The 20,570-nt window shown below is 42.2% G+C and carries 21 protein-coding genes; 11 read left to right on the top strand and 10 right to left on the bottom strand.

The features are described 5' to 3' along the window. The first annotated feature begins 44 nt into the window (after positions 1-44). Together argF and FG24_RS08935 are read left to right on the top strand one after the other, a co-directional pair. Positions 45-959, top strand: coding sequence for an ornithine carbamoyltransferase (argF, locus tag FG24_RS08930; protein ID WP_036304162.1), 915 nt, complete (start codon positions 45-47; stop codon positions 957-959). Between the two features lie 98 nt (positions 960-1,057). Continuing rightward, a complete protein-coding gene (locus FG24_RS08935; protein WP_036302690.1) occupies positions 1,058-2,278 on the top strand; it encodes an argininosuccinate synthase in 1,221 nt (406 codons plus the stop codon). Between the two features lie 144 nt (positions 2,279-2,422). Here the strand turns inward: FG24_RS08935 and FG24_RS08940 are convergent, their stop codons facing one another. Beyond that, positions 2,423-3,718, bottom strand: coding sequence for a carbonic anhydrase (locus FG24_RS08940; protein ID WP_051901497.1), 1,296 nt, complete (start codon positions 3,716-3,718; stop codon positions 2,423-2,425). Positions 3,719-4,008: 290 nt separating this feature from the next. Between FG24_RS08940 and rnhA the strand changes: the two genes are divergently transcribed. Genes rnhA through rfbD form a run of 6 tightly spaced genes read left to right on the top strand, consistent with a single transcriptional unit; the run spans position 4,009 to position 8,668 of the window. Beyond that, the gene (rnhA, locus tag FG24_RS08945; protein WP_036302692.1) at positions 4,009-4,488 is read left to right on the top strand and encodes a ribonuclease HI; all 480 of its coding nucleotides are present in this window, start codon (positions 4,009-4,011) and stop codon (positions 4,486-4,488) included. After that, on the top strand, positions 4,485-5,168 hold the full coding sequence (gene dnaQ, locus FG24_RS08950) for a DNA polymerase III subunit epsilon (RefSeq protein WP_036302694.1): 684 nt from the start codon (positions 4,485-4,487) through the stop codon (positions 5,166-5,168). Before rnhA ends, dnaQ begins: the two co-directional genes overlap by 4 nt. Positions 5,169-5,217: 49 nt before the next feature. Next, positions 5,218-6,303, top strand: coding sequence for a dTDP-glucose 4,6-dehydratase (gene rfbB, locus FG24_RS08955; protein ID WP_036302696.1), 1,086 nt, complete (start codon positions 5,218-5,220; stop codon positions 6,301-6,303). Next, entirely contained in the window at positions 6,300-7,175 is an 876-nt protein-coding gene (gene rfbA, locus FG24_RS08960; protein ID WP_036302698.1) for a glucose-1-phosphate thymidylyltransferase RfbA, read from the top strand. Before rfbB ends, rfbA begins: the two co-directional genes overlap by 4 nt. Then, entirely contained in the window at positions 7,176-7,730 is a 555-nt protein-coding gene (gene rfbC / locus FG24_RS08965; RefSeq protein WP_036302700.1) for a dTDP-4-dehydrorhamnose 3,5-epimerase, read from the top strand. 26 nt (positions 7,731-7,756) lie between these two features. Continuing rightward, positions 7,757-8,668, top strand: coding sequence for a dTDP-4-dehydrorhamnose reductase (gene rfbD, locus FG24_RS08970; protein ID WP_036302702.1), 912 nt, complete (start codon positions 7,757-7,759; stop codon positions 8,666-8,668). A 40-nt stretch (positions 8,669-8,708) separates the two neighbouring features. On the opposite strand, the gene queD is transcribed toward rfbD, so the two are convergent. The 7 genes from queD to FG24_RS09005 form a co-directional block, all read right to left on the bottom strand. Continuing rightward, positions 8,709-9,149 carry a 6-carboxytetrahydropterin synthase QueD gene (gene queD, locus FG24_RS08975; RefSeq protein ID WP_036302704.1) on the bottom strand — a complete coding sequence of 147 codons (441 nt, stop codon included), beginning with the start codon at positions 9,147-9,149 and terminating at the stop codon, positions 8,709-8,711. 145 nt (positions 9,150-9,294) lie between these two features. Further along, positions 9,295-11,061, bottom strand: a complete 1,767-nt coding sequence (locus tag FG24_RS08980; RefSeq protein ID WP_036302706.1) for a GGDEF domain-containing phosphodiesterase — start codon at positions 11,059-11,061, stop codon at positions 9,295-9,297. 17 nt (positions 11,062-11,078) lie between these two features. Next, positions 11,079-12,668: an HD-GYP domain-containing protein gene (locus FG24_RS08985; protein WP_235189747.1), complete on the bottom strand. Its 1,590-nt coding sequence runs from the start codon at positions 12,666-12,668 to the stop codon at positions 11,079-11,081. Positions 12,669-12,835: 167 nt separating this feature from the next. Further along, positions 12,836-13,759, bottom strand: a complete 924-nt coding sequence (locus tag FG24_RS08990) for a histone deacetylase family protein (protein ID WP_036302710.1) — start codon at positions 13,757-13,759, stop codon at positions 12,836-12,838. Between the two features lie 17 nt (positions 13,760-13,776). Continuing rightward, positions 13,777-14,751, bottom strand: a complete 975-nt coding sequence (rsgA, locus tag FG24_RS08995; RefSeq protein ID WP_235189748.1) for a ribosome small subunit-dependent GTPase A — start codon at positions 14,749-14,751, stop codon at positions 13,777-13,779. Next, positions 14,693-15,001, bottom strand: a complete 309-nt coding sequence (locus FG24_RS09000) for a cytochrome c (protein WP_036302711.1) — start codon at positions 14,999-15,001, stop codon at positions 14,693-14,695. Before FG24_RS09000 ends, rsgA begins: the two co-directional genes overlap by 59 nt. A 25-nt stretch (positions 15,002-15,026) precedes the next feature. Continuing rightward, on the bottom strand, positions 15,027-16,277 hold the full coding sequence (locus FG24_RS09005; RefSeq protein ID WP_036302713.1) for a M48 family metallopeptidase: 1,251 nt from the start codon (positions 16,275-16,277) through the stop codon (positions 15,027-15,029). A 110-nt stretch (positions 16,278-16,387) separates the two neighbouring features. Here FG24_RS09005 and orn point away from each other — a divergent pair, with 110 nt between their 5' ends. Further along, positions 16,388-16,948: an oligoribonuclease gene (gene orn, locus FG24_RS09010; protein WP_036302715.1), complete on the top strand. Its 561-nt coding sequence runs from the start codon at positions 16,388-16,390 to the stop codon at positions 16,946-16,948. A 141-nt stretch (positions 16,949-17,089) separates the two neighbouring features. On the opposite strand, the gene glgA is transcribed toward orn, so the two are convergent. After that, positions 17,090-18,547, bottom strand: a complete 1,458-nt coding sequence (gene glgA, locus FG24_RS09015; RefSeq protein ID WP_200876886.1) for a glycogen synthase GlgA — start codon at positions 18,545-18,547, stop codon at positions 17,090-17,092. Between the two features lie 94 nt (positions 18,548-18,641). Between glgA and FG24_RS09020 the strand changes: the two genes are divergently transcribed. Continuing rightward, positions 18,642-19,037, top strand: a complete 396-nt coding sequence (locus FG24_RS09020; RefSeq protein WP_036302717.1) for a fluoride efflux transporter CrcB — start codon at positions 18,642-18,644, stop codon at positions 19,035-19,037. A 152-nt stretch (positions 19,038-19,189) separates the two neighbouring features. Further along, positions 19,190-19,675: a glutathione peroxidase gene (locus tag FG24_RS09025; RefSeq protein ID WP_369797032.1), complete on the top strand. Its 486-nt coding sequence runs from the start codon at positions 19,190-19,192 to the stop codon at positions 19,673-19,675. A gap of 72 nt (positions 19,676-19,747) precedes the next feature. Here the strand turns inward: FG24_RS09025 and FG24_RS09030 are convergent, their stop codons facing one another. Next, positions 19,748-20,563: a pyruvate, water dikinase regulatory protein gene (locus FG24_RS09030; RefSeq protein WP_036302719.1), complete on the bottom strand. Its 816-nt coding sequence runs from the start codon at positions 20,561-20,563 to the stop codon at positions 19,748-19,750. Positions 20,564-20,570: the final 7 nt, after the last annotated feature.

Consider the following 20,570-nt stretch of genomic DNA (forward strand, 5'->3'; position numbering starts at 1 on the left):
CTAAACTGTAGTCAGTTTTAATAAAACTTGAGCTACCAACTATGATGGCAATAAAACATTTTTTACAATTTAATGATTTAAATCGCGACGAGATTGAGTATGTCTTTGAGCGTACACGTTGGATTAAAAGCCAATTTAAGGACTACCAGCAGTATTGGCCATTGCAAGATCGCACATTGGTGATGATTTTTGAAAAAGCCAGTACGCGTACGCGCTTGTCATTTGAGGCGGGTATGCAGCAACTGGGCGGCTCTGCAATTTACTTAAATACCAGAGACTCGCAGTTAGGTCGTGGTGAGCCAGTAGAGGACGCAGCACAAGTGATTTCTCGCATGAGTGATTTAGTGATGATTCGCACCTTTGAGCAAGAAATTATCGAGCGCTTTGCTGCGAACTCACGCGTACCAGTGATTAATGGCTTAACTAATGAATATCATCCGTGCCAAATTCTTGCGGATATTTTTACATACATCGAACATCGTGGGTCGATTAAAGGTAAAACCGTGGCTTGGATTGGCGACAGTAATAATATGTGTCATACATGGTTGCAGGCGGCTGAATTGTTAGATTTCAATGTACATGTTTCTACGCCACCGGGTTATGAGGTTGAGCCTGAGCGCGCTAATTTGTATGGTACAGATCACTTTGAAGTGTTTGCTGACCCGATGGATGCAGCTCGTGGTGCGGATTTAGTAACGACTGACGTATGGACCAGCATGGGTTTTGAAGCTGAGAACGAAGAGCGCATGCGCGATTTTGCCGACTGGCAAGTGGATAGTGACATGATGCGTGTTGCCGCTAAAGATGCGTTGTTTATGCATTGTTTGCCAGCACATCGTGGTGAAGAAGTCTCTGCTGATGTGATTGATGGTGTACAAAGCGTGGTGTGGGACGAAGCTGAAAATAGATTACACACCCAAAAAGCATTGATGGAATATTTGTTATTAGGAAAAGTTTAATTAGTAACTAACGTACTTGAGTTGATGGCGGTGTTTAGTGACATCGACATTTGACACTGGGTAGTGAGTTGCTAAATATCTATAGATAGAAAGAGATCATGAGTAAAGTAAATAAAGTAGTGTTGGCCTATTCAGGCGGTTTAGATACTTCAGTTATTTTGAAATGGCTGCAAGATGAATACAAATGTGAGGTTGTGACTTACACGGCTGATTTGGGTCAGGGCGAAGAGTTAGAGCCTGCACGTGCAAAAGCAAAAGCTGCGGGTGTAAAAGAAATTTTTATCGATGACGTGCGTGAAGAGTTTGTACGTGACTTTGTATTCCCAATGTTCCGCGCTAACACCGTATATGAGGGTGAGTATTTATTAGGTACGTCTATTGCGCGTCCGCTTATTGCTAAGCGTTTAATTGAAGTTGCGCGCGATACCAAAGCTGATGCAATTTCACATGGCGCAACAGGCAAGGGTAATGACCAAGTGCGTTTTGAGCTTGGCGCTTATGCGTTAAATCCAAATATCCAAATTATCGCACCATGGCGTGAGTGGGATTTACTGAGCCGTGAAAAATTGATGGCTTATGCTGAAAAACATGGTATTCCTGTAGATATGAAGCACAAACAAGGCGGCAGCCCATACAGCATGGATGCAAACTTGTTGCATATTTCTTATGAAGGCCGTCATTTAGAAAACCCAGCAGCAGAAGCTGAAGATTCTATGTGGCGTTGGAGTGTGAGCCCAGAAAAGGCGCCTGATGCTGCTGAATATTTAGATATTGAATACGTAAACGGTGACCCGGTAAGCTTAAATGGCCAGCCGATGAAAGCGCACGACTTGCTTGCGCATTTAAACAAAATTGGTGGTAAACACGGTGTAGGTCGTTTAGACCTAGTTGAGAACCGCTATGTAGGTATGAAGTCACGTGGTTGTTATGAAACACCAGGCGGTACTATTTTGCTTAAAGCACACCGCGCGATTGAGTCTATTACTTTAGACCGCGAAGTGGCGCATTTGAAAGATGATTTAATGCCACGTTACGCAAGCATGATTTACAACGGTTACTGGTGGAGCCCTGAGCGTCTTGCCTTACAAACCCTGATTGATCATACACAGCAAACGGTAAACGGCTGGGTGCGCGTGAAGCTTTATAAAGGCAACGTGATTGTGACTGGCCGTGACAGTAAAACTAACTCTCTATTTGACCCTAACATCGCAACGTTTGAAGATGACAAAGGTGCATATGACCAAAAAGATGCAGGTGGCTTTATTAAGCTTAATGCTTTGAGAATGCGTATTGCAGCAAATCTAAGAGATAAAAAGTAAGCGATTAGTTAAGTCTTGAAAAGTATTTTTGTTTAAAATACTTGAACTGAAAAAGCACCTAGCGACCACTAGGTGCTTTTTTATTTTAGGATTGTGGAGCCCCCCCCGATCAGCTTAGCCCCGATGTGGCTGTGTCTCATCAGTTTAATCAACAATGAGCCGACCATTCAGTGCTTGTATAGGACGATTGTTTTGTGATGTGACTACTTCTGCTAATGCCTCTATTTGCGCTTTACTAGCAGTGATTGGCGTTTTAATCAAAATCCAACGTATGCCCTCAGTGCAAGGTGGCGTGGTCAGTGAACCGCTAAAGCGATAGTAGTCTTGATTGCTTGGCATCATTTCACTGGCAAGCACTCTTGATTTTAGCGTAGCAGGTTTTTCACTTTCGGTTGGCAATTGTTTTAATATTTTTTCTAATGCAGGGTTCGGTTTTCCCTCTCTAAAGAGAACGGCAACAATCGCAGTACTGCCTTTGGTGTCAGTATGAAGAAATTGTGCTTCTAAAGGAAAAGACTTCCCTTTGATGCTGTGTTCGCTAGGTGTGTGAAAGTTGATCTGTTTCAACTTAAAGGTCATGTTGTCTATCGCGACAATATTACCATCCTTGAAGTTTAGCTGTATTGAGTGATTGGTTTTCAATACCTCTTTAACTGGAAACTTCTGTAACAACTTTAATGGTTTTAAATTGGCATCTAAGCTTTCTTCTATATCAATCGGGGATTGACTTTTACCAGCGTCGCACATTGAATATTCGCTACTTAGTTTCCCCCAGTGACTAGGACCTTCTTTACCATCGTAACTCCAAGCCGCTGGCTTTTTGCTTTCCTCTACCTTCTTATTGCTGGGCTTAGCTGGAGATTTATCAGCAGGCTTTGTTTCTGAAGGCTTTGCTTCTGCTGGTTTACTGTCTACTGGCTTACTTTCTGCATCGGCAGGTTTGGCACTCGCGTTAGCTTCAGTTTTTGTTTCTGCAGAAGTTGGCGCTTTGGATGGTGTTGGTGTCGCAGCTTTAGTGTCAGCGCTCTTATGGCTGGCACATACATACTGCATTACACGATCAAAATCCGACTCTGGCACAGGCTCTATAAATTGAGCGTCTTTTACATTATCAATCGCAGCGGAATGTACAAGCTCAGTATTTAGGTATTGGAACACCTGTGTCGCCGCAGATTTTTGTGACGGGCAATCAAAATACCATAATAATTTTGAAAGGTTATATTGGGTATCTGGTGACTCTAAATTTTTTTGAATCGTTTTGTATTCAATTTTTACCCAGGCACGCTTGAGTTTGTCTTTTTCTAAGATAGATTGCTTGTCTATCATTAATTTGGAGGTGCTGTTCTCATTAAGCTTCGCCCAATTGGCAGCCGAGCATGTACCAATGCTTATAAAGAAACAAACGAGTGATAAGGTGAAATAGGATAACGCTTTTTGCATATTACATTCCGACTTTATTATTGATGCCTATCGTTAATTAACTTTTAACTGAGAGTTTGGCGCTTAATTTAGTATTGATGAAAGTGGTATTCAATTCATATATATTCAGTTAACGGCTGAATTACGTATTTGTTTAATAAAAATTGCACATCTTTGCCATACGGATTTACGCTACAAATTTTTATATTGAAATTTATGCTGACTGTATGAATATTTAAGTGCATTAACCATGCTAGGTGCTGTGATGTTCTATAATCATGATTAATTTAGAGTGAAGTGAAAATTGATTGATGACAACAGAAGTAACAGCTAAACGTTCCACCGTAGAAATTTATGCAGATGGTGCATGTAAAGGTAATCCAGGCCCAGGAGGATGGGGCGCATGGGTCAGTTATGATGGCCATGAAAAAGAGCTGTTTGGCGGTGAACTATTAACAACAAACAACCGTATGGAGCTTACTGCTGTGATTCGTGCCTTAGAGGCATTAAAACGAGCATGCCACGCAAAAGTGTTTACTGATTCTGTGTATGTGCAGAAAGGTATTTCTGAATGGATTGTTGGCTGGAAAGCACGTAACTGGCGCACTGCTGATAAAAAACCAGTTAAGAACGATGATTTATGGCGCATTCTGGATGTATTAGCGCAGCAACATACGGTAGAGTGGATATGGGTCAAAGGCCATGCTGGTAATGTAGGTAATGAGCGTGCGGATATGCTGGCAAATAAAGGCGTAGAGCAAGTGTTGCAGAAAGGGGTTAATGCGTCATGAGGCAGATTTTCTTAGATACGGAAACCACAGGTTTGTATCATGCCCAAGGGCATCGTGTGATTGAAATTGCAGCCGTCGAGGTTGTGAACAGACGCTTAACTAAACACCATTTTCATTATTATTTAAATCCAGACCGTGAAATTGACCAAGGTGCACAAGAGGTACATGGTATTTCACTTGAGTTTTTGCAAGACAAACCACGCTTTGCAGATATCGCTAATGAGCTGATTGCATTTATTGCTGATGCTGAACTGATTATGCATAACGCACCATTTGATGTGGGTTTTTTGAATTGTGAGTTGGGTTTGATTGGCCAGAAAAAGGTTGAGGCTATCACTGCCAAAATTACCGATACACTCAAAATTGCAAAAGAGATGCGGCCTGGCCAGCGTAATAACCTAGATGCCTTATGTCGGCACTTTGGTATTGATAACTCAAGACGTACCTTGCATGGTGCGTTACTTGATGCTGAGTTATTAGCTGATGTTTATATGGCGATGACGCGTGGTCAAGAAAGTTTGATGATTGGATTAGACCAGCCTAGCCATAACGTTGCTGAAGTGAATGCGCTTAGCCATGCACCAATATTAGTGAAGCATGCAACTGCTGATGAAGTGACTGACCATGAGGCGTATTTGGCTGGACTTGCAAAATCAGGTAACTGTGTCTGGAATAGTTAGCGCTAGTTTAGTCAGCCTAGGATTAAGTAAATTTAAGAAAGTATAAATCATGAATAACACAATTCTTGTGACAGGTGGCGCTGGTTTTATTGGCTCTAATTTTGTATTAGCGTGGGTAAAGCAGGGCTTAGGCACTGTGGTTAATTTAGATAAATTGACCTATGCAGGTAATCTGGAGAACTTGGTTACGCTAGAACATAATGCTCATCATGTATTTGTGCATGGTGATATTGGTGATCAGCATTTAGTGGCCAATTTATTAGCCGAGCATAAGCCATGCGCCGTGGTGAATTTTGCAGCTGAGAGCCATGTAGACCGCTCAATACATGGTCCTGAAGACTTTATTCAAACGAATATTGTAGGGACGTTTCATTTACTGGAAGCGGTGCGAGCTTACTGGGGCACTTTAAACACTGCGGATAAAGCAAGTTTTCGTTTCTTACATGTATCTACCGATGAAGTTTATGGTTCATTAGGTAAAGACGATGCTGCGTTTACTGAAACTACGCCGTATGCACCCAATAGCCCTTACTCTGCCTCTAAAGCATCATCTGATCATTTAGTGCGTTCATATCATCATACATATGGCTTACCTACATTAACGACTAATTGTTCAAATAATTATGGCCCTTACCATTTTCCTGAAAAGTTAATCCCACTTGTTATTCACAATGCACTAGCAGGCAAACCATTACCAGTATATGGCAATGGTTTGCAAGTACGTGATTGGCTTTATGTTGAAGACCATTGTGCCGCGATTAGGCGCGTACTGGCTGCGGGTAAAGTTGGTGAGGTCTATAACGTGGGTGGTTGGAATGAAGAAACCAATATTGATATTGTCAGAACGCTGTGCCGTATGCTCGATGCTAAACAGCCACGTGCTGATGGCCAGTCTTACGCGGATCTCATTACTTATGTGGCTGATCGACCAGGGCATGATATACGTTATGCGATTGATGCCACAAAAATCGCAACAGAGCTAGGCTGGAAACCAGCTGAGACATTTGAAACCGGCATAGAAAAAACAGTGAATTGGTATTTGGCACATCAAGATTGGGTCAACAATATTACCAGTGGTGATTACAGAAACTGGATTCAAACACATTATTCAGAACGTGGTGAGGAAATGGCATGAAGGGTATTATTTTAGCGGGTGGTTCTGGAACACGATTACATCCAGTCACGCAGGTTGTTTCGAAGCAGCTATTACCTGTTTATGATAAGCCGATGATTTATTACCCATTAACCACACTGATGCTGGCGGGTATTCGTGATATTTTGGTGATATCTACCCCAGAAGACACGCCACGCTTTCAGCAGTTGCTGGGTGATGGCAGCCAATGGGGTATTTCAATTCAGTTTGCAGTGCAGCCATCACCTGATGGTTTGGCACAAGCGTTTATCATTGGCAAATCGTTTATTGGCAATGATAGCTGTGCGCTAGTGCTTGGCGATAATATTTTCTACGGGCATGAGCTAGCAATTAAAACGCAGGCTGCAGCAACTATTAAGAACGGTGCTACTGTTTTTGCATATCCTGTGAGTGATCCTGAGCGTTATGGTGTGGTTGAGTTTAACGCGCAAGGGCAGGCAGTTAGTTTAGAAGAAAAGCCAGCGGTACCCAAGTCTAGATATGCGGTCACAGGGCTGTATTTCTATGACAATGATGTGATTCGTATTGCAGAACAATTGAAACCGTCACCACGAGGTGAGTTGGAAATTACTGATGTGAATAGAGCATACCTAGAACGCGGTGATTTACAGGTAGAGGTGATGGGGCGCGGCATAGCATGGCTAGATACTGGCACGCATGAGTCACTATTAGAAGCTTCAATGTTCATTGAAACCATAGAAAAGCGTCAGGGTTTAAAAGTGGCAAGTCCTGAAGAAGTGGCTTATAGAATGCAATATATCGATGCGGCAGCGCTAGATCAGCTAGCTAATCGTTACATTAAAAATGCATATGGCCAATATTTAAAAATGCTATTAACTGAGCAGGTGTACTAAATGCAAGCGATTCAAACTGCAATTCCAGATGTGCTGATATTTGAACCTAAAGTATTTGGTGATGATAGAGGATTTTTTTTCGAAAGCTTTAACCAGCGAACTTTTGAACAGTTAACAGGGGTTAGAACACAATTCGTACAGGATAATCATTCTAAATCTGCAGCCAATGTACTGCGTGGCTTGCATTACCAAATTCAGCAGCCACAGGGTAAGTTAGTGCGCGTTATTGCTGGTGAAGTATTTGATGTTGCAGTCGATTTACGCAAACAATCTAAAACTTTTGGTCAATGGGTAGGTGCTGTGTTGTCTGCCGAAAATAAACGTCAAATGTGGGTGCCAGAGGGCTTTGCGCACGGATTTTTAGTGCTGAAAGATAATACTGAGTTTTTATATAAAACGACAGATTACTATGCGCCTCAACATGAGCGCTGCATTAGATGGGATGATCCAGAGCTTGCTATTGAATGGCCAGCGATGGCTGGGAATGCTAGCCCTGTGCTGTCAGCTAAGGATCAGTTAGGCTTAAGTTTGTCAGATGCAGACGTATTTGAATAAAAACCGTTAATCACAAAGCGTTTAGTATGTACAAAAAAATATTATTAACTGGTGTTAACGGACAGGTAGGGCGTGCATTACAGCAGGCATTTTCTGAACATGATGCTTTATTCAGTGAGTTAGTCTGCCTTGATAGAAGTCAGCTTGATTTATCAGACCCACAAGCAATACGTGCTGTGGTGCAGGCCATTAAACCAGATTTGATTATCAACCCAGCAGCCTATACTGCAGTGGATAAAGCCGAAACTGAGCCTGAACTTGCTTATGCGATTAATGCAGTAGCACCGGGAGTGCTTGCTGAAGAGGCGGCTAAACTTGGTGCTAGGCTCATTCACTTTTCGACGGATTATGTCTATGCAGGTAATAAAGTGGGCATCTATGTTGAAGATGATGCCACCGCACCTTTAAGTGTTTATGGAAAATCTAAATTGGCTGGGGAACAGGCTATCCGTGCTGTAGGGCTGCCACACCTTATTTTCAGAACCTCATGGGTGTATGGCGCTTACGGAAAGAACTTTCTCAATACGATATTGCGATTAGCGAAAGAGCGAGAGCAACTGCGTATCGTGGGGGATCAGGCTGGTGCACCTACCAGTAGCCATAGTATTGCTAATGCGATTGTACAAGTGTTGGGGCAATGGCAGGGCGATGTGTCTGGCGTATATCACCTTGTGAATGCAGGTTTTACCACTTGGCATGGCTTTGCTACTGCCATCGTAGAAGAATGCTCACGTTTACAGTCTGTAAAAGGCTGGCAGCCACTTAAAGCTCAGGTGGAAAATATTCAGGCAATTACCACAGAGGAATATCCAACGCCGGCGACGCGCCCAGCTAACTCATGTCTAGACTGTACTAGGTTGGCTAAAGACTTCTCTATCACTATGCCTAGTTGGCGTGATGCGCTCATTGCCGAGCTTAAAGCACTGCCAAGCAATTAAGTCAGACAGTAAGCTTAAGCATCTAAGCTAAGAGGCTAGGTTAGCCTAGCGCATCTGCCCAGCTGTTTGGCGTTTCATATAAGCGCACTTTTTCTAACTTTAGGTGATTACCATAAGTGTCTTGATAACGTGCTTTTAAAATTCTAAACGCTTCTGCCGCCATGTTCTCTGCAGTGGGTACGGTTGGAAATACAACCGTTTTATGGTTTTGAAGTGTATTTAAGAAGTTTAAAACCTCCGCATCATGTTGATATACCAAAAATGCATGATCCCAAACATTGACGACAGCATCTTTCGCAATGGCTTTTACATCTGAAAAATCCATCACCATGCCGTTATCAGAGGTGTTTTCTGCGGTGATGATGTCTCCAGATAGTGTAATTTCGATAGCATACCGATGACCATGCAAGTTTTTGCATTGACTCTTGTGGTTGGGAATGCGATGGCCTGCGTCAAACTCTAGGCGGGTAGTAATATGCATATTGGATTGTCATTAAATAGGGGTTTTAATAGTACGTCCAGCCAAGCTGAACGTAGCAAACAAACACTATTATACCCTCACTCAGTACACTTGTTGGCTTAGAGATTCTTAAGCTAATGTCTGAGTCAGTGATTGCTGATGTTGACTAATTAAGAAGCGTTTGTTGGCCCTTAAAATTAGGAAGCCACACGTTAAAGTCATCCAGTGACATCGATTTTGAATAGTAATAACCCTGAATTTTGTCACATTGCATTTCAACTAGTATGTTGAGGCAATTTAGATTCTCAACACCTTCTGCCACAACTGTTTTTCCTAAGCTATGCGCTAATTGGATGATTGATAGCACAATTTCCCTATCTTGATTGGACTGTTCAATTTGCTTTACAAAAGATTGGTCAATTTTAACCAAGCTAATCGGCATGTTGCGCAACCTTGTCATGGATGAATAGCCTGTACCAAAGTCATCTAGCGCAAATGAGCAGCCCAGTTGTGAAATTCTACTAATGACAGACATTGCTTTTTTCTCGTCTAGTAGCAAATCACTCTCGGTGATTTCAATCACAAGTGCTTTTGCCGGAATGTCCCACAATGCAATGGACTGAGCAATTAACTCTGGTAGGTCTGCATCTAGTAAATCTGGAGATGACAAATTGACGGTCAATGAGAAGCTTTTTTGATGCGTCGTGATGATTTCGGCAATGCGCTGGCATGCGGTATTGATTAGCCAGCGGATGAATATTTTGCCAAACCCCTTTTTGTAGATAGTGTCGATGAGGCGCATTGGGGAAATGCCAACCCATTCTGGGTGATGCCAACGTAATAGAATTTCAGCACTGGTACAAGTTGCAAACTTTAAATCATGATTGGGTAAACTGACAATTGGCTGTAAGTAGACCTCTAGCTCATTATTCTGTAAAGCCTCAATAATCGCTTCTTCTAGTGAATGGGTGCTGGAAAATACGCTGGTAATGTGCTGATCATACATTTCAATTTGATAATGATTAATCATGGCATGATGTAATGCCAATTTAGCGCATTCGTACAACGAGTGTTTTTTTGAGGTGTTTTTGAAGGTGGTCACACCACCAAAGTAGGGCTTTACAATTAAGCTATTATTCACCAAAGGCAGTGATGACTCAAAGGCGTGAATAAGCTCTGATGCAATCAGATTCAGCTGTGCAGGGAAATGCAAGTCTTCAATCACAATTGCAAACTCATTGGGTCCGATATAGAACAGCCTAGTATCTTTGCTTAAGTGTTGCTGGATTAAGTCAACTGCGGCCAATGATAGTTTAGATTGATCGGCATTTATTTTTCTCTCTTTATCTGAGTTGATGTTCAGGTTAAGTAAAAGTAAGCCTAGATTTGTATGCTCAGCTTCTGCCTTTTTAATCAACTTAGCCATCAATTTATGATTTGGTAAGCCGGTTGTTAAATCAAAACTTTTTGAGTAATCACGCTGATATTGATCAAACTGGTTGGTCGATATGGCTAATAAATGCGTCAGGACAAGATGAAACTTGTCGTCATGTAGTGAAGTAATTGCGTTTATGTTGATTTCAGGTTGTAACTGAATAGATTGGCTGAGTATCAGCGCATCTCCTAGTTGAGCGCCAGTTTTGTAGTCCTGTAGCCAGCTATAGAGAAATTCATCAATATATTGATTGAGTTGTGACCAATTTAACTGCTGAGGCCAATGTTGCAAAACATTTAGCAACTTGTCTGGTGTAGGGTTGGCGCTAGGGTTGCTTGTAGCAACCTGTTCAAATATTTTGGGGTCGTAATAATAGGGACCCGAAAGATCGTTCGGATTTAATTGATATCCCTTGATGATGTTCAGCAAATGGTTAGGTGATAAATTCAGTGTAAATTCTTGATCTATTAAGCTGTAGATTTCTTCTTGGATTTTCATATTGGATCGATGACAGGCTAACTAAAGTAGTTGTTAATATTGAGCCCGTAGCTGTCAGGCGGTAATCCTCTTACAATTTGGTAAGGTTCACCGCTTGGGATTAATGGCAAATTAATTAAATTGAGTGTAGGTGGGTATTCGTTCTTTGTTTTATCTGGGTTAAGTAGAATCATCACTTTGGGTAGCAGACGGCGCACACTATTCTGCTGAATGACGACTCCGACTTCCCCAGAGTTTAGTTCAACCAAAGAGCTGACGGGGTACATCCCTAAAAACTGTACCAATTGATCAATCAGATGGCCGTCAAATTTAGTATCTCGTAGTGCATGTATTTTCTCCAGCGCAAACTGATTATAGACACTTTTAGCATAAGCTTTGTTACTTGTTAGCGCACAGTATGTGTCAATCAGCCCCGCCATTTGTCCTGCTAGGCTGATTTGCTTTGCTTTGAGCTGATATGGGTAACCGCTGCCATCAATGCGTTCATGGTGCTGTGATACCGTAATCATCGTAGTGCTGGAGATATTATTCGTTACTTCTAGCAGCGCTAAGGCATGGTCTACATGCTTTTTAAATACGTCAAACTCTTCTGCGGTGATTTTTTCTGTCTTTTGCAACAGTTCTTTAGGTATTTTAACTTTCCCTATATCTTGCAATAAACCAGCAAGGCCTAGGTCTTTGATTTGTTTCTTTGGCAGCGCCATGAAGTTGGCAAGTGCCATTAATGTAATCGAAACATTGAGCGCATGGTTATAAGAGTAATCATCGGTTTGTTTTAAACGTGCCAGCCATACCAGCGCGTCTGAGTTACGCTCAATACTATCTACCATGTCATTAAGCGCTTCATCCACTTTGCTCAGGTCTACCAGCTGGTTTTCTGCCATTGCATTAAAGAACTCTTGCGTGACTAACTGTGTTCTCTCATAAATGGGATAGATTGTGGTGATTTCTTGCTCGATAGGGTACTTCTCTTCAATCACTGTATTGTGTAAGTAATCTATTGGGGTGGTTGCTGCTACCTCATCACCTTGGATGGTGGCTGAACTAGCGTGGCGACTTTTCTTTTTCCATGTTTGACGCCAGCCTTTTAACCCCAATACAAAATTCGATAAATCAGTTTTGATTTGTTTGGATAAAGACAAGCCGCTTGGCGTGCTTTCTGTATCAAGCTCTGCCTCTTGGCTTAGATAGCTTAAGTTTAGATTAGTATTGTTTTGGTTAGGTATTTGCGGTGTGTTTTGATTGAAATCCTGAATTTCTCTAATGATATTAAAGAAAGAGCGTTGCTCTTTATTGGTATCAATCTTGTTGTCTTGCGCGTGAGTAGTTGGGTTAGGGTTGCTTAGTGCTGCTGACTGATAAATGGGCACTGAAGCACTACGGGTAATCGCGATAGATTTCTTTGGAGGTGCTAGATAATGCTGCCCCAGTGACACTGTACGGTCTATATAGACAAACTCACATAAACTGGTTAGCGTAGCAATTTGCGTTTCATCTTCGATTAATACGCCTTCTAGTAGAAAAGGGGTACCAAGCCAAGGTCTGTCAAGCTCACATACAAACATGCCTATCTCTAATGAAGATACAGGTATTTGTTCTTTACGCATATCAGTCAATTGATTTGATCCTGAATACTGTTGTTGGCTTCATGTTGTATATTCTAAACTCAATAGGTAGAGGTTGAATAGCGTAGTCAGTGTCTATTCCTTAGTTTATGTTTAAAAAAGCGCTAGGGTTAGCGTTTCAATCCAGCGCTATTTTAATCTCTGCCGCTTTATGTCTGCATCAGTGCAGTGATATGTGCACAGGCAGCTTGGCCTAGTGCTGGCAGGTGATAACCACCCTCCAATAAAGACACGACTCTTGCTTGCGCATGTTGCTTGGCTACTTGCTTAATAAACGCTGTCATCCATGTGTAATCCTGATTCACTAAGCTCATTCCAGCAAGCGGGTCATCAATATGTGCATCAAAACCTGCCGACACATAAATGATTTCAGGTTTAAATTGGTTAAGGGCGGGTAAGAACTCGTTGTTAAATGCTTGCTGATACGCTTTTCCATCGGCATTAGCGGCTAACGGCACGTTAATCATGGTCTTGGTTCGTGTGTCAAATCCGCGATGTGGGTAGAAAGGGTGCTGAAAAGTCGAGCAGAGCATCACTTGTGGATTGTGCTTAAATATTTCTTCTGTGCCATCTCCATGATGCACATCAAAATCAATGATCGCAACACGCTTAACTTTGTATTGCGTTAAAGCATGGGCAACACCAACAGCAATATGATTGAAGATGCAAAAGCCTGCGCTATTAGCTAGTCCAGCATGGTGCCCGGGTGGCCTGGTGCAACAAAAAGCATTATCAACCTTTCCTTGCATCACCAAGTCTGTCGCTAATATTGCAGCACCGCTTGCATGGAGTGTTGCAGATAAACTCATCGGGCCCATTGCGGTGTCTGGATCTAGCCTAACCAATCCTGCCTTTGGCGATAGCGCACGAATACGCGCTATATAATCAGCGCGGTGAACCTTCGTCAACTGAGTATCTGTGGCGACAGGCGATTCATAGATGGATAGCTGACTGTAAATACCTTGCTTAATTAATGCATTTTTAATCGCTGTGATACGCGCTGGCGACTCAGGATGATTGCCATCCATCATGTGCAATAAGGTGTCAGGGTGAGTAATGAAAGCCGTAGTCATACCATACCTGTGATGGATTAATGTGCTGAGTGAGAAATCTCAGTACGTAACATTTTATAAATCGCCAGTCTTTCTGCTGAAATTTTATCTTGTGCTAGTGCTTCTGTAATTGCGCAGTCAGGCTCTTGCAAGTGCTTACAGTTATTAAATCTACATTTCCCAAGAAACGGTCTGAACTCGACAAATGCATGCTCAAGCTCATCTGTGCTTAAGTGGTGTAGACCGAACTCTTGCAGGCCTGGTGAATCAATGAGTCGGCTACTGTCATCGAGATGGTATAAGTGAGCCGCTGTGGTTGTGTGCTTGCCGCTGTCCAGTACTTGGCTTACCTCTTGAGTGCGTACCGCTTCGCCTGGTAACAGTGCGTTAATCATGGTTGATTTTCCCATGCCAGATTGCCCCACTAAAATGCTTACCTCGTTTTGCAAAAAAGGTCTAAGGCTAGAAATATCTAGTTTTGCAGATAGCGGCAATACTTGATAACCCAGTTTGGTATAAAGCGCTAGTTTCTGCAGTGCATCATGGTTATCTGCTAAATCACACTTATTGAGTACAATCAGCGCTTTAATGCCTGCGGCTTCAGCAGCAATTAAACAGCGATTAAGTAGCGCTTCATAGAAGCTAGGTTGCGTCGCTAACACAATAATAATTTGGGTGACGTTTGCCGCGAGCATTTTGCTTTTAAATGCATTGCTTCGAAACAGCAGCGTTTTACGGGGTAGGGTAGATTCAATCACGCCCTCATGCTTATCAGTAAGCTTGACTGCTACTAAATCACCACAAGCAATATCGGTTTTCTTGCCACGCGTCACACAGCTGATGCGTTGCTTGGTCTCGGTGAGCTCTACTTGAAAACGTTTGCCATAAGCGGCGACAACGGTGCCTTGCAAGCTTGTTTCATCTTGCGCATTATTTGAGATACTCACGTGCTCGCTATTCTGTATATTTATAGTATTGTTGATTAAGATATTTTGCAACGTTAAGCTCTTCATCTTCAAACCACTTTAAGCCCAACATGGTGTTGCAATTACGAACTTGTGCAGCTAAAGCGTTGGCGTTTTTTACTTTACGCAACTCACGTGTGTATATACCCGAGCCATCACCACCAAAACTAGATGCATGGCAGCTGATACAGTGCTGATTTACCAGTATTTTTCCAGCCTGTGCATCCGCATTTTGAAAAGGTTCCGCTGAAGCACTGCTACTGATGAGCAGCAATACCATATATCGCAATAACTGCATCTGGGTCACCTTTTCAAAGACGTTGCTAACTAGTATACGCCGCTAATTTTGAAATTCTAATACTTGCTGGTGGGTGTGAGTCATAAAATGCAGAATGCAACGGATCTGGCGTTAACGTAGATGCATTGTCACGATATAACTTCACTAAAGCTTCGATTAAATATTTAGCATCAGCATGCTCAGCAGCATAACTGTCGGCTTCAAATTCATTCTTACGTGAGTAACTTGCCATGATTGGCCTTAATACGAACAGAAATACTGGTGAAACGAGTAAAAATAAAACCAGTGCCATGTAGTTACTCATTTCACTAACACCAAGGCCTGTATAAAACCAAGGCTGATTCATGAGCCAGCCTAGCAAGGCTAAACCTACAAAGCTAATAAAGAACATCATCGCGATACGTTTAATCACATGATGATGCTTAAAGTGCCCAAGCTCGTGGGCTAATACTGCCTCAATTTCATCTGGGTTAAGTCTATCAAGTAAGGTATCAAAGAACACGACACGTTTTGATGCACCAAAACCAGTAAAGTAAGCGTTACCGTGGCTACTACGTGCTGAGCCATCCATCACAAATAAGCCTTGTGATTTAAAACCGCATTTAGTTAATAAGGTTTCAATTCTTTGTTTTAAGCTTTGATCTTCAAGCGGCGTGAATTTATTGAAGAATGGTGCGATAAATGTAGGATAAACCGCAAGCATCAGGAGATTAAATACGCTCCAAATTATCCAAAGATATAACCACCAATATGCGCCAGCACCTTGCATTAACCACAATGCTGCAAAAAGAATAGGAGCCCCTAAAATAATGCCAACTACACTTTGCTTAATCAGGTCACTGAAAAACATCGCAGGTGTCATTTTATTAAAACCAAATTTCTCATCCACAACAAACGTTTTATAGTATTCAAAGGGTAAGTCAATCAAACTACTCACAAGCATTGCACTGACAATGACGAGTGCGCCACGTGCAATTTCATGGTTAACGATCAGGTTACGCCATACATCATCAATCCACTGTAAACCACCACCGATGGTTAACGCTGCTAATAATATAGCTTGTACGGAAGCTTCTAGTAGCGCTAATTTTGTTTTATCCGTAGTGTAATCAGCAGCTTTTTGATGTGCTTCTAGCGCGATGTTTTCGCTAAATGCATGAGGCACCTGATTGCGATGCGACTGTACATGTGCAATATGTCGTCTTCCAAGCCATATGCGTACAAATGTGGTTGCAATCAGCAATGTAATGAAAGTGATCGTAAGTGTGTGAGCCATTTTATCGTTCGTTTAAAAATTGAATTAAGTTAATATATGTATTGTGAAGCATTTTAGATATGATGGTTCACCAAGTTTACTTAATAATACTCATTTTAATGGAAATCATGATGGCAGCTGCAGACAATACGACGAATCAGAATAATTTAATTTGGCTTGATATGGAAATGAGCGGTTTGCTCCCAGATTCTGACCGTATTTTGGAATTGGCAGCGGTGGTGACCGATGCAGATTTAAATGTGATTGCTGAATCACCAGTGTTCGTTGTGCATCAGACTGATGCCGTATTGGATGGTATGGATGCGTGGAACAAGGGCGCACATGGTCGTTCTGGCTTGATAGATAAAGTAAAAGCTTCTACATTATCTGAAGCTGAAGCTTCAGCGCAAATGATTGAGTTTCTGAAAGCGCATGTTCCTGCTAGTAAGTCACCAATGTGTGGCAACTCTATCTGTCAGGATAGACGTTTTATGGCGAGATACATGCCTGAGTTAGAAAGTTTCTTCCATTATCGCAATTTAGATGTGAGTGTGTTTAAAGAACTTGCACGCAGATGGAAACCAGAGATTTATTCAGGTTTCAAAAAGGCTAGTCGCCATGAAGCATTGGCGGACATTTATGAGTCAATCGATGAGCTTAAGTATTACCGCGAACATTTTATTGTGAAGTAATTACCGCAAGGCAATATAAAAAAGAGGGCGCCTATAAAGGCGCCCAAAGGGGAGAAAATCGGCTTAGGAGAAATATGTAAGCTTGATTTTATATAAGCATCAAGCATGCCAACTTTCATCCCCTTGTTTTTTTGCGTGGTTTTAAATGAGTGATTGATATAAAGCTAAGTATTCTTGTGCGCTTTTATCCCAACTCAAATTCTGAGACATTCCGTTCTTTTGTAATTGCTTCCAAACTTTGGGGCTGTTGATGAACATATCCAAGGCTCGATGGATGCTTGCAATTAAACCATCCGTACTTGCTTCCACCATCACAAAACCATTGGCAGTATTGTTTTCTAAATGGGCTGCATTAGCATCGATAATCGAGTCTGCAAGGCCTCCAGTCGCATTAACGATAGGCGGTGTGCCGTAAGCTAGCCCATACAGCTGATTCAAGCCACAAGGCTCAAAACGTGACGGCATAATAAACATATCACTGCCAGCCATAATCTGGTGAGATAAAGGCTCGTTGTAGCCAATCGTAGCGCTGACGCGATGTGGGTTTTTAGCTGCAATCTCTAGAAAAGCTGATTCCAAGTCGGTTTCACCACCACCCAGTAATGCAAATTGGCAGCCTTGGTTAATCAGCTTTTGCAGATGGGGCAATAGCATATCTAGACCTTTTTGATGCGTCAGACGGCTTACTACGCCCAATAATGGTGCGTTAGCATCGATGTCGAGTCCAAGTTTTTGCTGCAGGGCCTTTTTAACCTGCTTCTTGCCAGCTAGCTTGGTTGCACTGTAGTTTTTGATTAAATGCTGATCTGTTTCCGGATTCCACTCGTCTGTTTCAATCCCATTCAAAATGCCTTTAATTTCATCGCCCCGTTTACTGAGTAGACCTTCTAAGCCAAAACCAAAAGCGACGGTTTGTATTTCTTGAGCATAACGTGGGCTAACGGTTGATATTCCATCCGCATAGAATATCCCAGCTTTCAAGAATGATAATTGGTTGTGATATTCAAAGCCCTCGATACTGAACCCAGCGCTAGGTAAGCCTAAACTTGTTACCCAATGTGGTGGGTAGCAGCCTTGAAATGCCATATTATGCAAACTGATGACTGATTTAGCGTGGGCGTGTTCAGTCAGCTTCATATAGGCAGGGGTCAGCCCAGTTTGCCAATCATTGCAATGCACAATATCCGGATGCCAGTCGCTAATCGGGGAATGATCGCTTGCTAAAATTGCTGCAACCTTTGACAGCACGCCAAAGCGGATGGGGTTGTCCTGCCATTCCTGTCCCTGTGTGTCTGAGTAAGGGCCGCCATCTCGTTCATAGATATCAGGTGCTTTAATCACCAACACAGTGACTTGTGTATCCGCTATCGTGCCAAGCTGTAGCTCTGCATCGCCAATGTGTGGTAGTTGGTCGATGACTGCCACTGTTTTTAGGTTTTGTAATGATTTCAATACTGCAGGGTAGCCTGGGATCAGTATACGAATATCTACGCCTAGCCCTTGCAACGCATTGGGCAGAGAGCCGCTAACATCAGCTAATCCACCTGTTTTAATCAGTGGAAAAACTTCGGAGCTCACAAATAACACTTTCATTGCCATGATTTTCTCGCTAAAGTTCTTATGTTTATTCTAGTATTGGCTAAATTTATTAGAAGATTTTACTATACGGCGATACTAATCTGGGTTTAAGAATATGAATTCCGCGATAAATTTTACAAATACACTGGCAGTTGGCTTAGGTGCCGCATTAGGCGCTTGGAGTCGATGGGGTTTAGGGATTGCATTTAATGCAATTTTGCCGAATCTGCCGCTTGGCACTTTAATTGCCAACCTAAGTGGCGGACTGTTTATGGGGGTTGTTATGGGTTTGATTGGTCTTGGTGGGTTGGATACGCCAAGTTTACGATTATTTATCACCACTGGTTTTTTAGGCGGGCTCACTACATTTTCTGCGTTTACCGGAGAAAGTTTATCTTTATTACATCGGCATGAGTACCATTTGGCGGCTTTGCATACGTTTACTCACATGTTCGGGGCGCTATTGATGGCGGCGCTAGGTGTGGCTGTGGTGCAATATCTTAAACATTAATGATGGTGGATTGAATTTTATGCTGAGCGCTTAGTCATAGCATCATCTATATTATTGATATACTAAGTTGAGTAGAAATGCGCTTATTAACGAATGCTTCAAAAGTAAGTCTATCAGTACTAATTTCAGTAATTCTTTTATCGGTGGCTAATATGGCAGATGCTGCTTGCTCTGGAATATACAATCATCAATTTTCAACCTTACAAGGTGAGAAGATTAATTTATGTGATTATCAAACCAAACCAATTTTGGTGGTCAATACAGCAAGTAAGTGTGGATTTACACCGCAATTTGAAGCGCTAGAAGGCTTATATAGCCAATACAAAGATCATGGTTTGCTGGTGATTGGCTTCCCATCAAATGATTTCAAACAAGAGTTAAGCGATGATAAGCAGATTGGTGATTTTTGTAAGTTAACGTACTCAGTTAAATTCCCCATGATCACTAAATCTTCTGTGAGTGGTAAAACCGCTAACCCATTTTATAAGCAGTTAATCGCAAAAACAGGGCAGTCACCAAGTTGGAATTTCTTTAAATATGTCATTTTGCCAGGTGGTAATGATGTTTATGCGTTTAGTAGTGACGTAAAACCTAACGCAGCAGAAATTGTGAGTAAAATCAAATCAGGTTTGAAATAGTTATTTTGCTATTGGGAATGTAAAAAAGGTGCTAATCGCACCTTTTTTATTTTATGTTCAGCAGCTTACCTATTACTTGCTAATTGCTGGATGTCTCATTTTTTCCAGAATAATCGCTGAGAGCTCTTCGACAGAGCGACTAGTAGAGTCTGCCCAGGTGATTCCTGCTGTGCGCATCAAATTTTCAGCGGTTGCAATCTCTTGGCGACAATTATCCAATGAGGCATAAAAGCTTCCAGCTCTACGTTCATTACGCACAGCATGAAGCCGTTCGGCCTTGATGGTTAACCCAAAAATCTTACCTAAGTGTTTATGTAGTACTGCAGGCAATGTGCCACGCTCAAAGTCTTCAGGGATGAGCGGGTAGTTTGCTGCCTTAACCCCAAACTGCATGGCAAGATAAACGCTGGTTGGCGTTTTTCCGCAGCGTGATACACCTACTAGTATCACTTCGGCTTCTTCCAAACCATTGTTGGTCATGCCGTCATCATGGTTAAGCGTAAAGTTAATCGCCTCCATGCGCTCATTGTAGCTACTGCCCATGACACTATGGGCAATACCGGCGCCGGTAAGCGGTTTTTGATCCAACTCTAAGCCTAGCGGGTCAATAAACGTATTGAACAGGTCGATAAAGTAAGCGTTACATTGCTTTAACGTATTACGCAAAGCAATGTCGCCTAATGTCATAATCACTACTGGTCGACCGCCATCTTCTTCGGTTGCTTGCGCAATTGCCTCTTGCGCTAGTTTTATCTTCTCTAGCGTATTGGTAAATGGGAGGCGCACTTGCTTAAAGTGAGTGCTAGGAAAGTGCTCTAGCAACTTACCTAAAGCGCCTGCCGTAATACCAGTGCCGTCCGAAATGAAGAATGCGGTACGATTGATCATGACAGTT

Origin of the sequence: Methylotenera sp. L2L1 (genome assembly GCF_000744605.1) — a bacterium.
GTDB lineage: Bacteria > Pseudomonadota > Gammaproteobacteria > Burkholderiales > Methylophilaceae > Methylotenera.

Coding starts and splice junctions, on each gene's coding strand:
- argF (WP_036304162.1), top strand. CDS start 45: ATGGCAATAAAACATTTTTTACAATTTAATGATTTAAATCGCGACGAG.
- FG24_RS08935 (WP_036302690.1), top strand. CDS start 1,058: ATGAGTAAAGTAAATAAAGTAGTGTTGGCCTATTCAGGCGGTTTAGAT.
- FG24_RS08940 (WP_051901497.1), bottom strand. CDS start 3,718: ATGCAAAAAGCGTTATCCTATTTCACCTTATCACTCGTTTGTTTCTTT.
- rnhA (WP_036302692.1), top strand. CDS start 4,009: ATGACAACAGAAGTAACAGCTAAACGTTCCACCGTAGAAATTTATGCA.
- dnaQ (WP_036302694.1), top strand. CDS start 4,485: ATGAGGCAGATTTTCTTAGATACGGAAACCACAGGTTTGTATCATGCC.
- rfbB (WP_036302696.1), top strand. CDS start 5,218: ATGAATAACACAATTCTTGTGACAGGTGGCGCTGGTTTTATTGGCTCT.
- rfbA (WP_036302698.1), top strand. CDS start 6,300: ATGAAGGGTATTATTTTAGCGGGTGGTTCTGGAACACGATTACATCCA.
- rfbC (WP_036302700.1), top strand. CDS start 7,176: ATGCAAGCGATTCAAACTGCAATTCCAGATGTGCTGATATTTGAACCT.
- rfbD (WP_036302702.1), top strand. CDS start 7,757: ATGTACAAAAAAATATTATTAACTGGTGTTAACGGACAGGTAGGGCGT.
- queD (WP_036302704.1), bottom strand. CDS start 9,149: ATGCATATTACTACCCGCCTAGAGTTTGACGCAGGCCATCGCATTCCC.
- FG24_RS08980 (WP_036302706.1), bottom strand. CDS start 11,061: ATGAAAATCCAAGAAGAAATCTACAGCTTAATAGATCAAGAATTTACA.
- FG24_RS08985 (WP_235189747.1), bottom strand. CDS start 12,668: ATGCGTAAAGAACAAATACCTGTATCTTCATTAGAGATAGGCATGTTT.
- FG24_RS08990 (WP_036302710.1), bottom strand. CDS start 13,759: ATGACTACGGCTTTCATTACTCACCCTGACACCTTATTGCACATGATG.
- rsgA (WP_235189748.1), bottom strand. CDS start 14,751: ATGAAGAGCTTAACGTTGCAAAATATCTTAATCAACAATACTATAAAT.
- FG24_RS09000 (WP_036302711.1), bottom strand. CDS start 15,001: ATGCAGTTATTGCGATATATGGTATTGCTGCTCATCAGTAGCAGTGCT.
- FG24_RS09005 (WP_036302713.1), bottom strand. CDS start 16,277: ATGGCTCACACACTTACGATCACTTTCATTACATTGCTGATTGCAACC.
- orn (WP_036302715.1), top strand. CDS start 16,388: ATGGCAGCTGCAGACAATACGACGAATCAGAATAATTTAATTTGGCTT.
- glgA (WP_200876886.1), bottom strand. CDS start 18,547: ATGGCAATGAAAGTGTTATTTGTGAGCTCCGAAGTTTTTCCACTGATT.
- FG24_RS09020 (WP_036302717.1), top strand. CDS start 18,642: ATGAATTCCGCGATAAATTTTACAAATACACTGGCAGTTGGCTTAGGT.
- FG24_RS09025 (WP_369797032.1), top strand. CDS start 19,190: ATGGCAGATGCTGCTTGCTCTGGAATATACAATCATCAATTTTCAACC.
- FG24_RS09030 (WP_036302719.1), bottom strand. CDS start 20,563: ATGATCAATCGTACCGCATTCTTCATTTCGGACGGCACTGGTATTACG.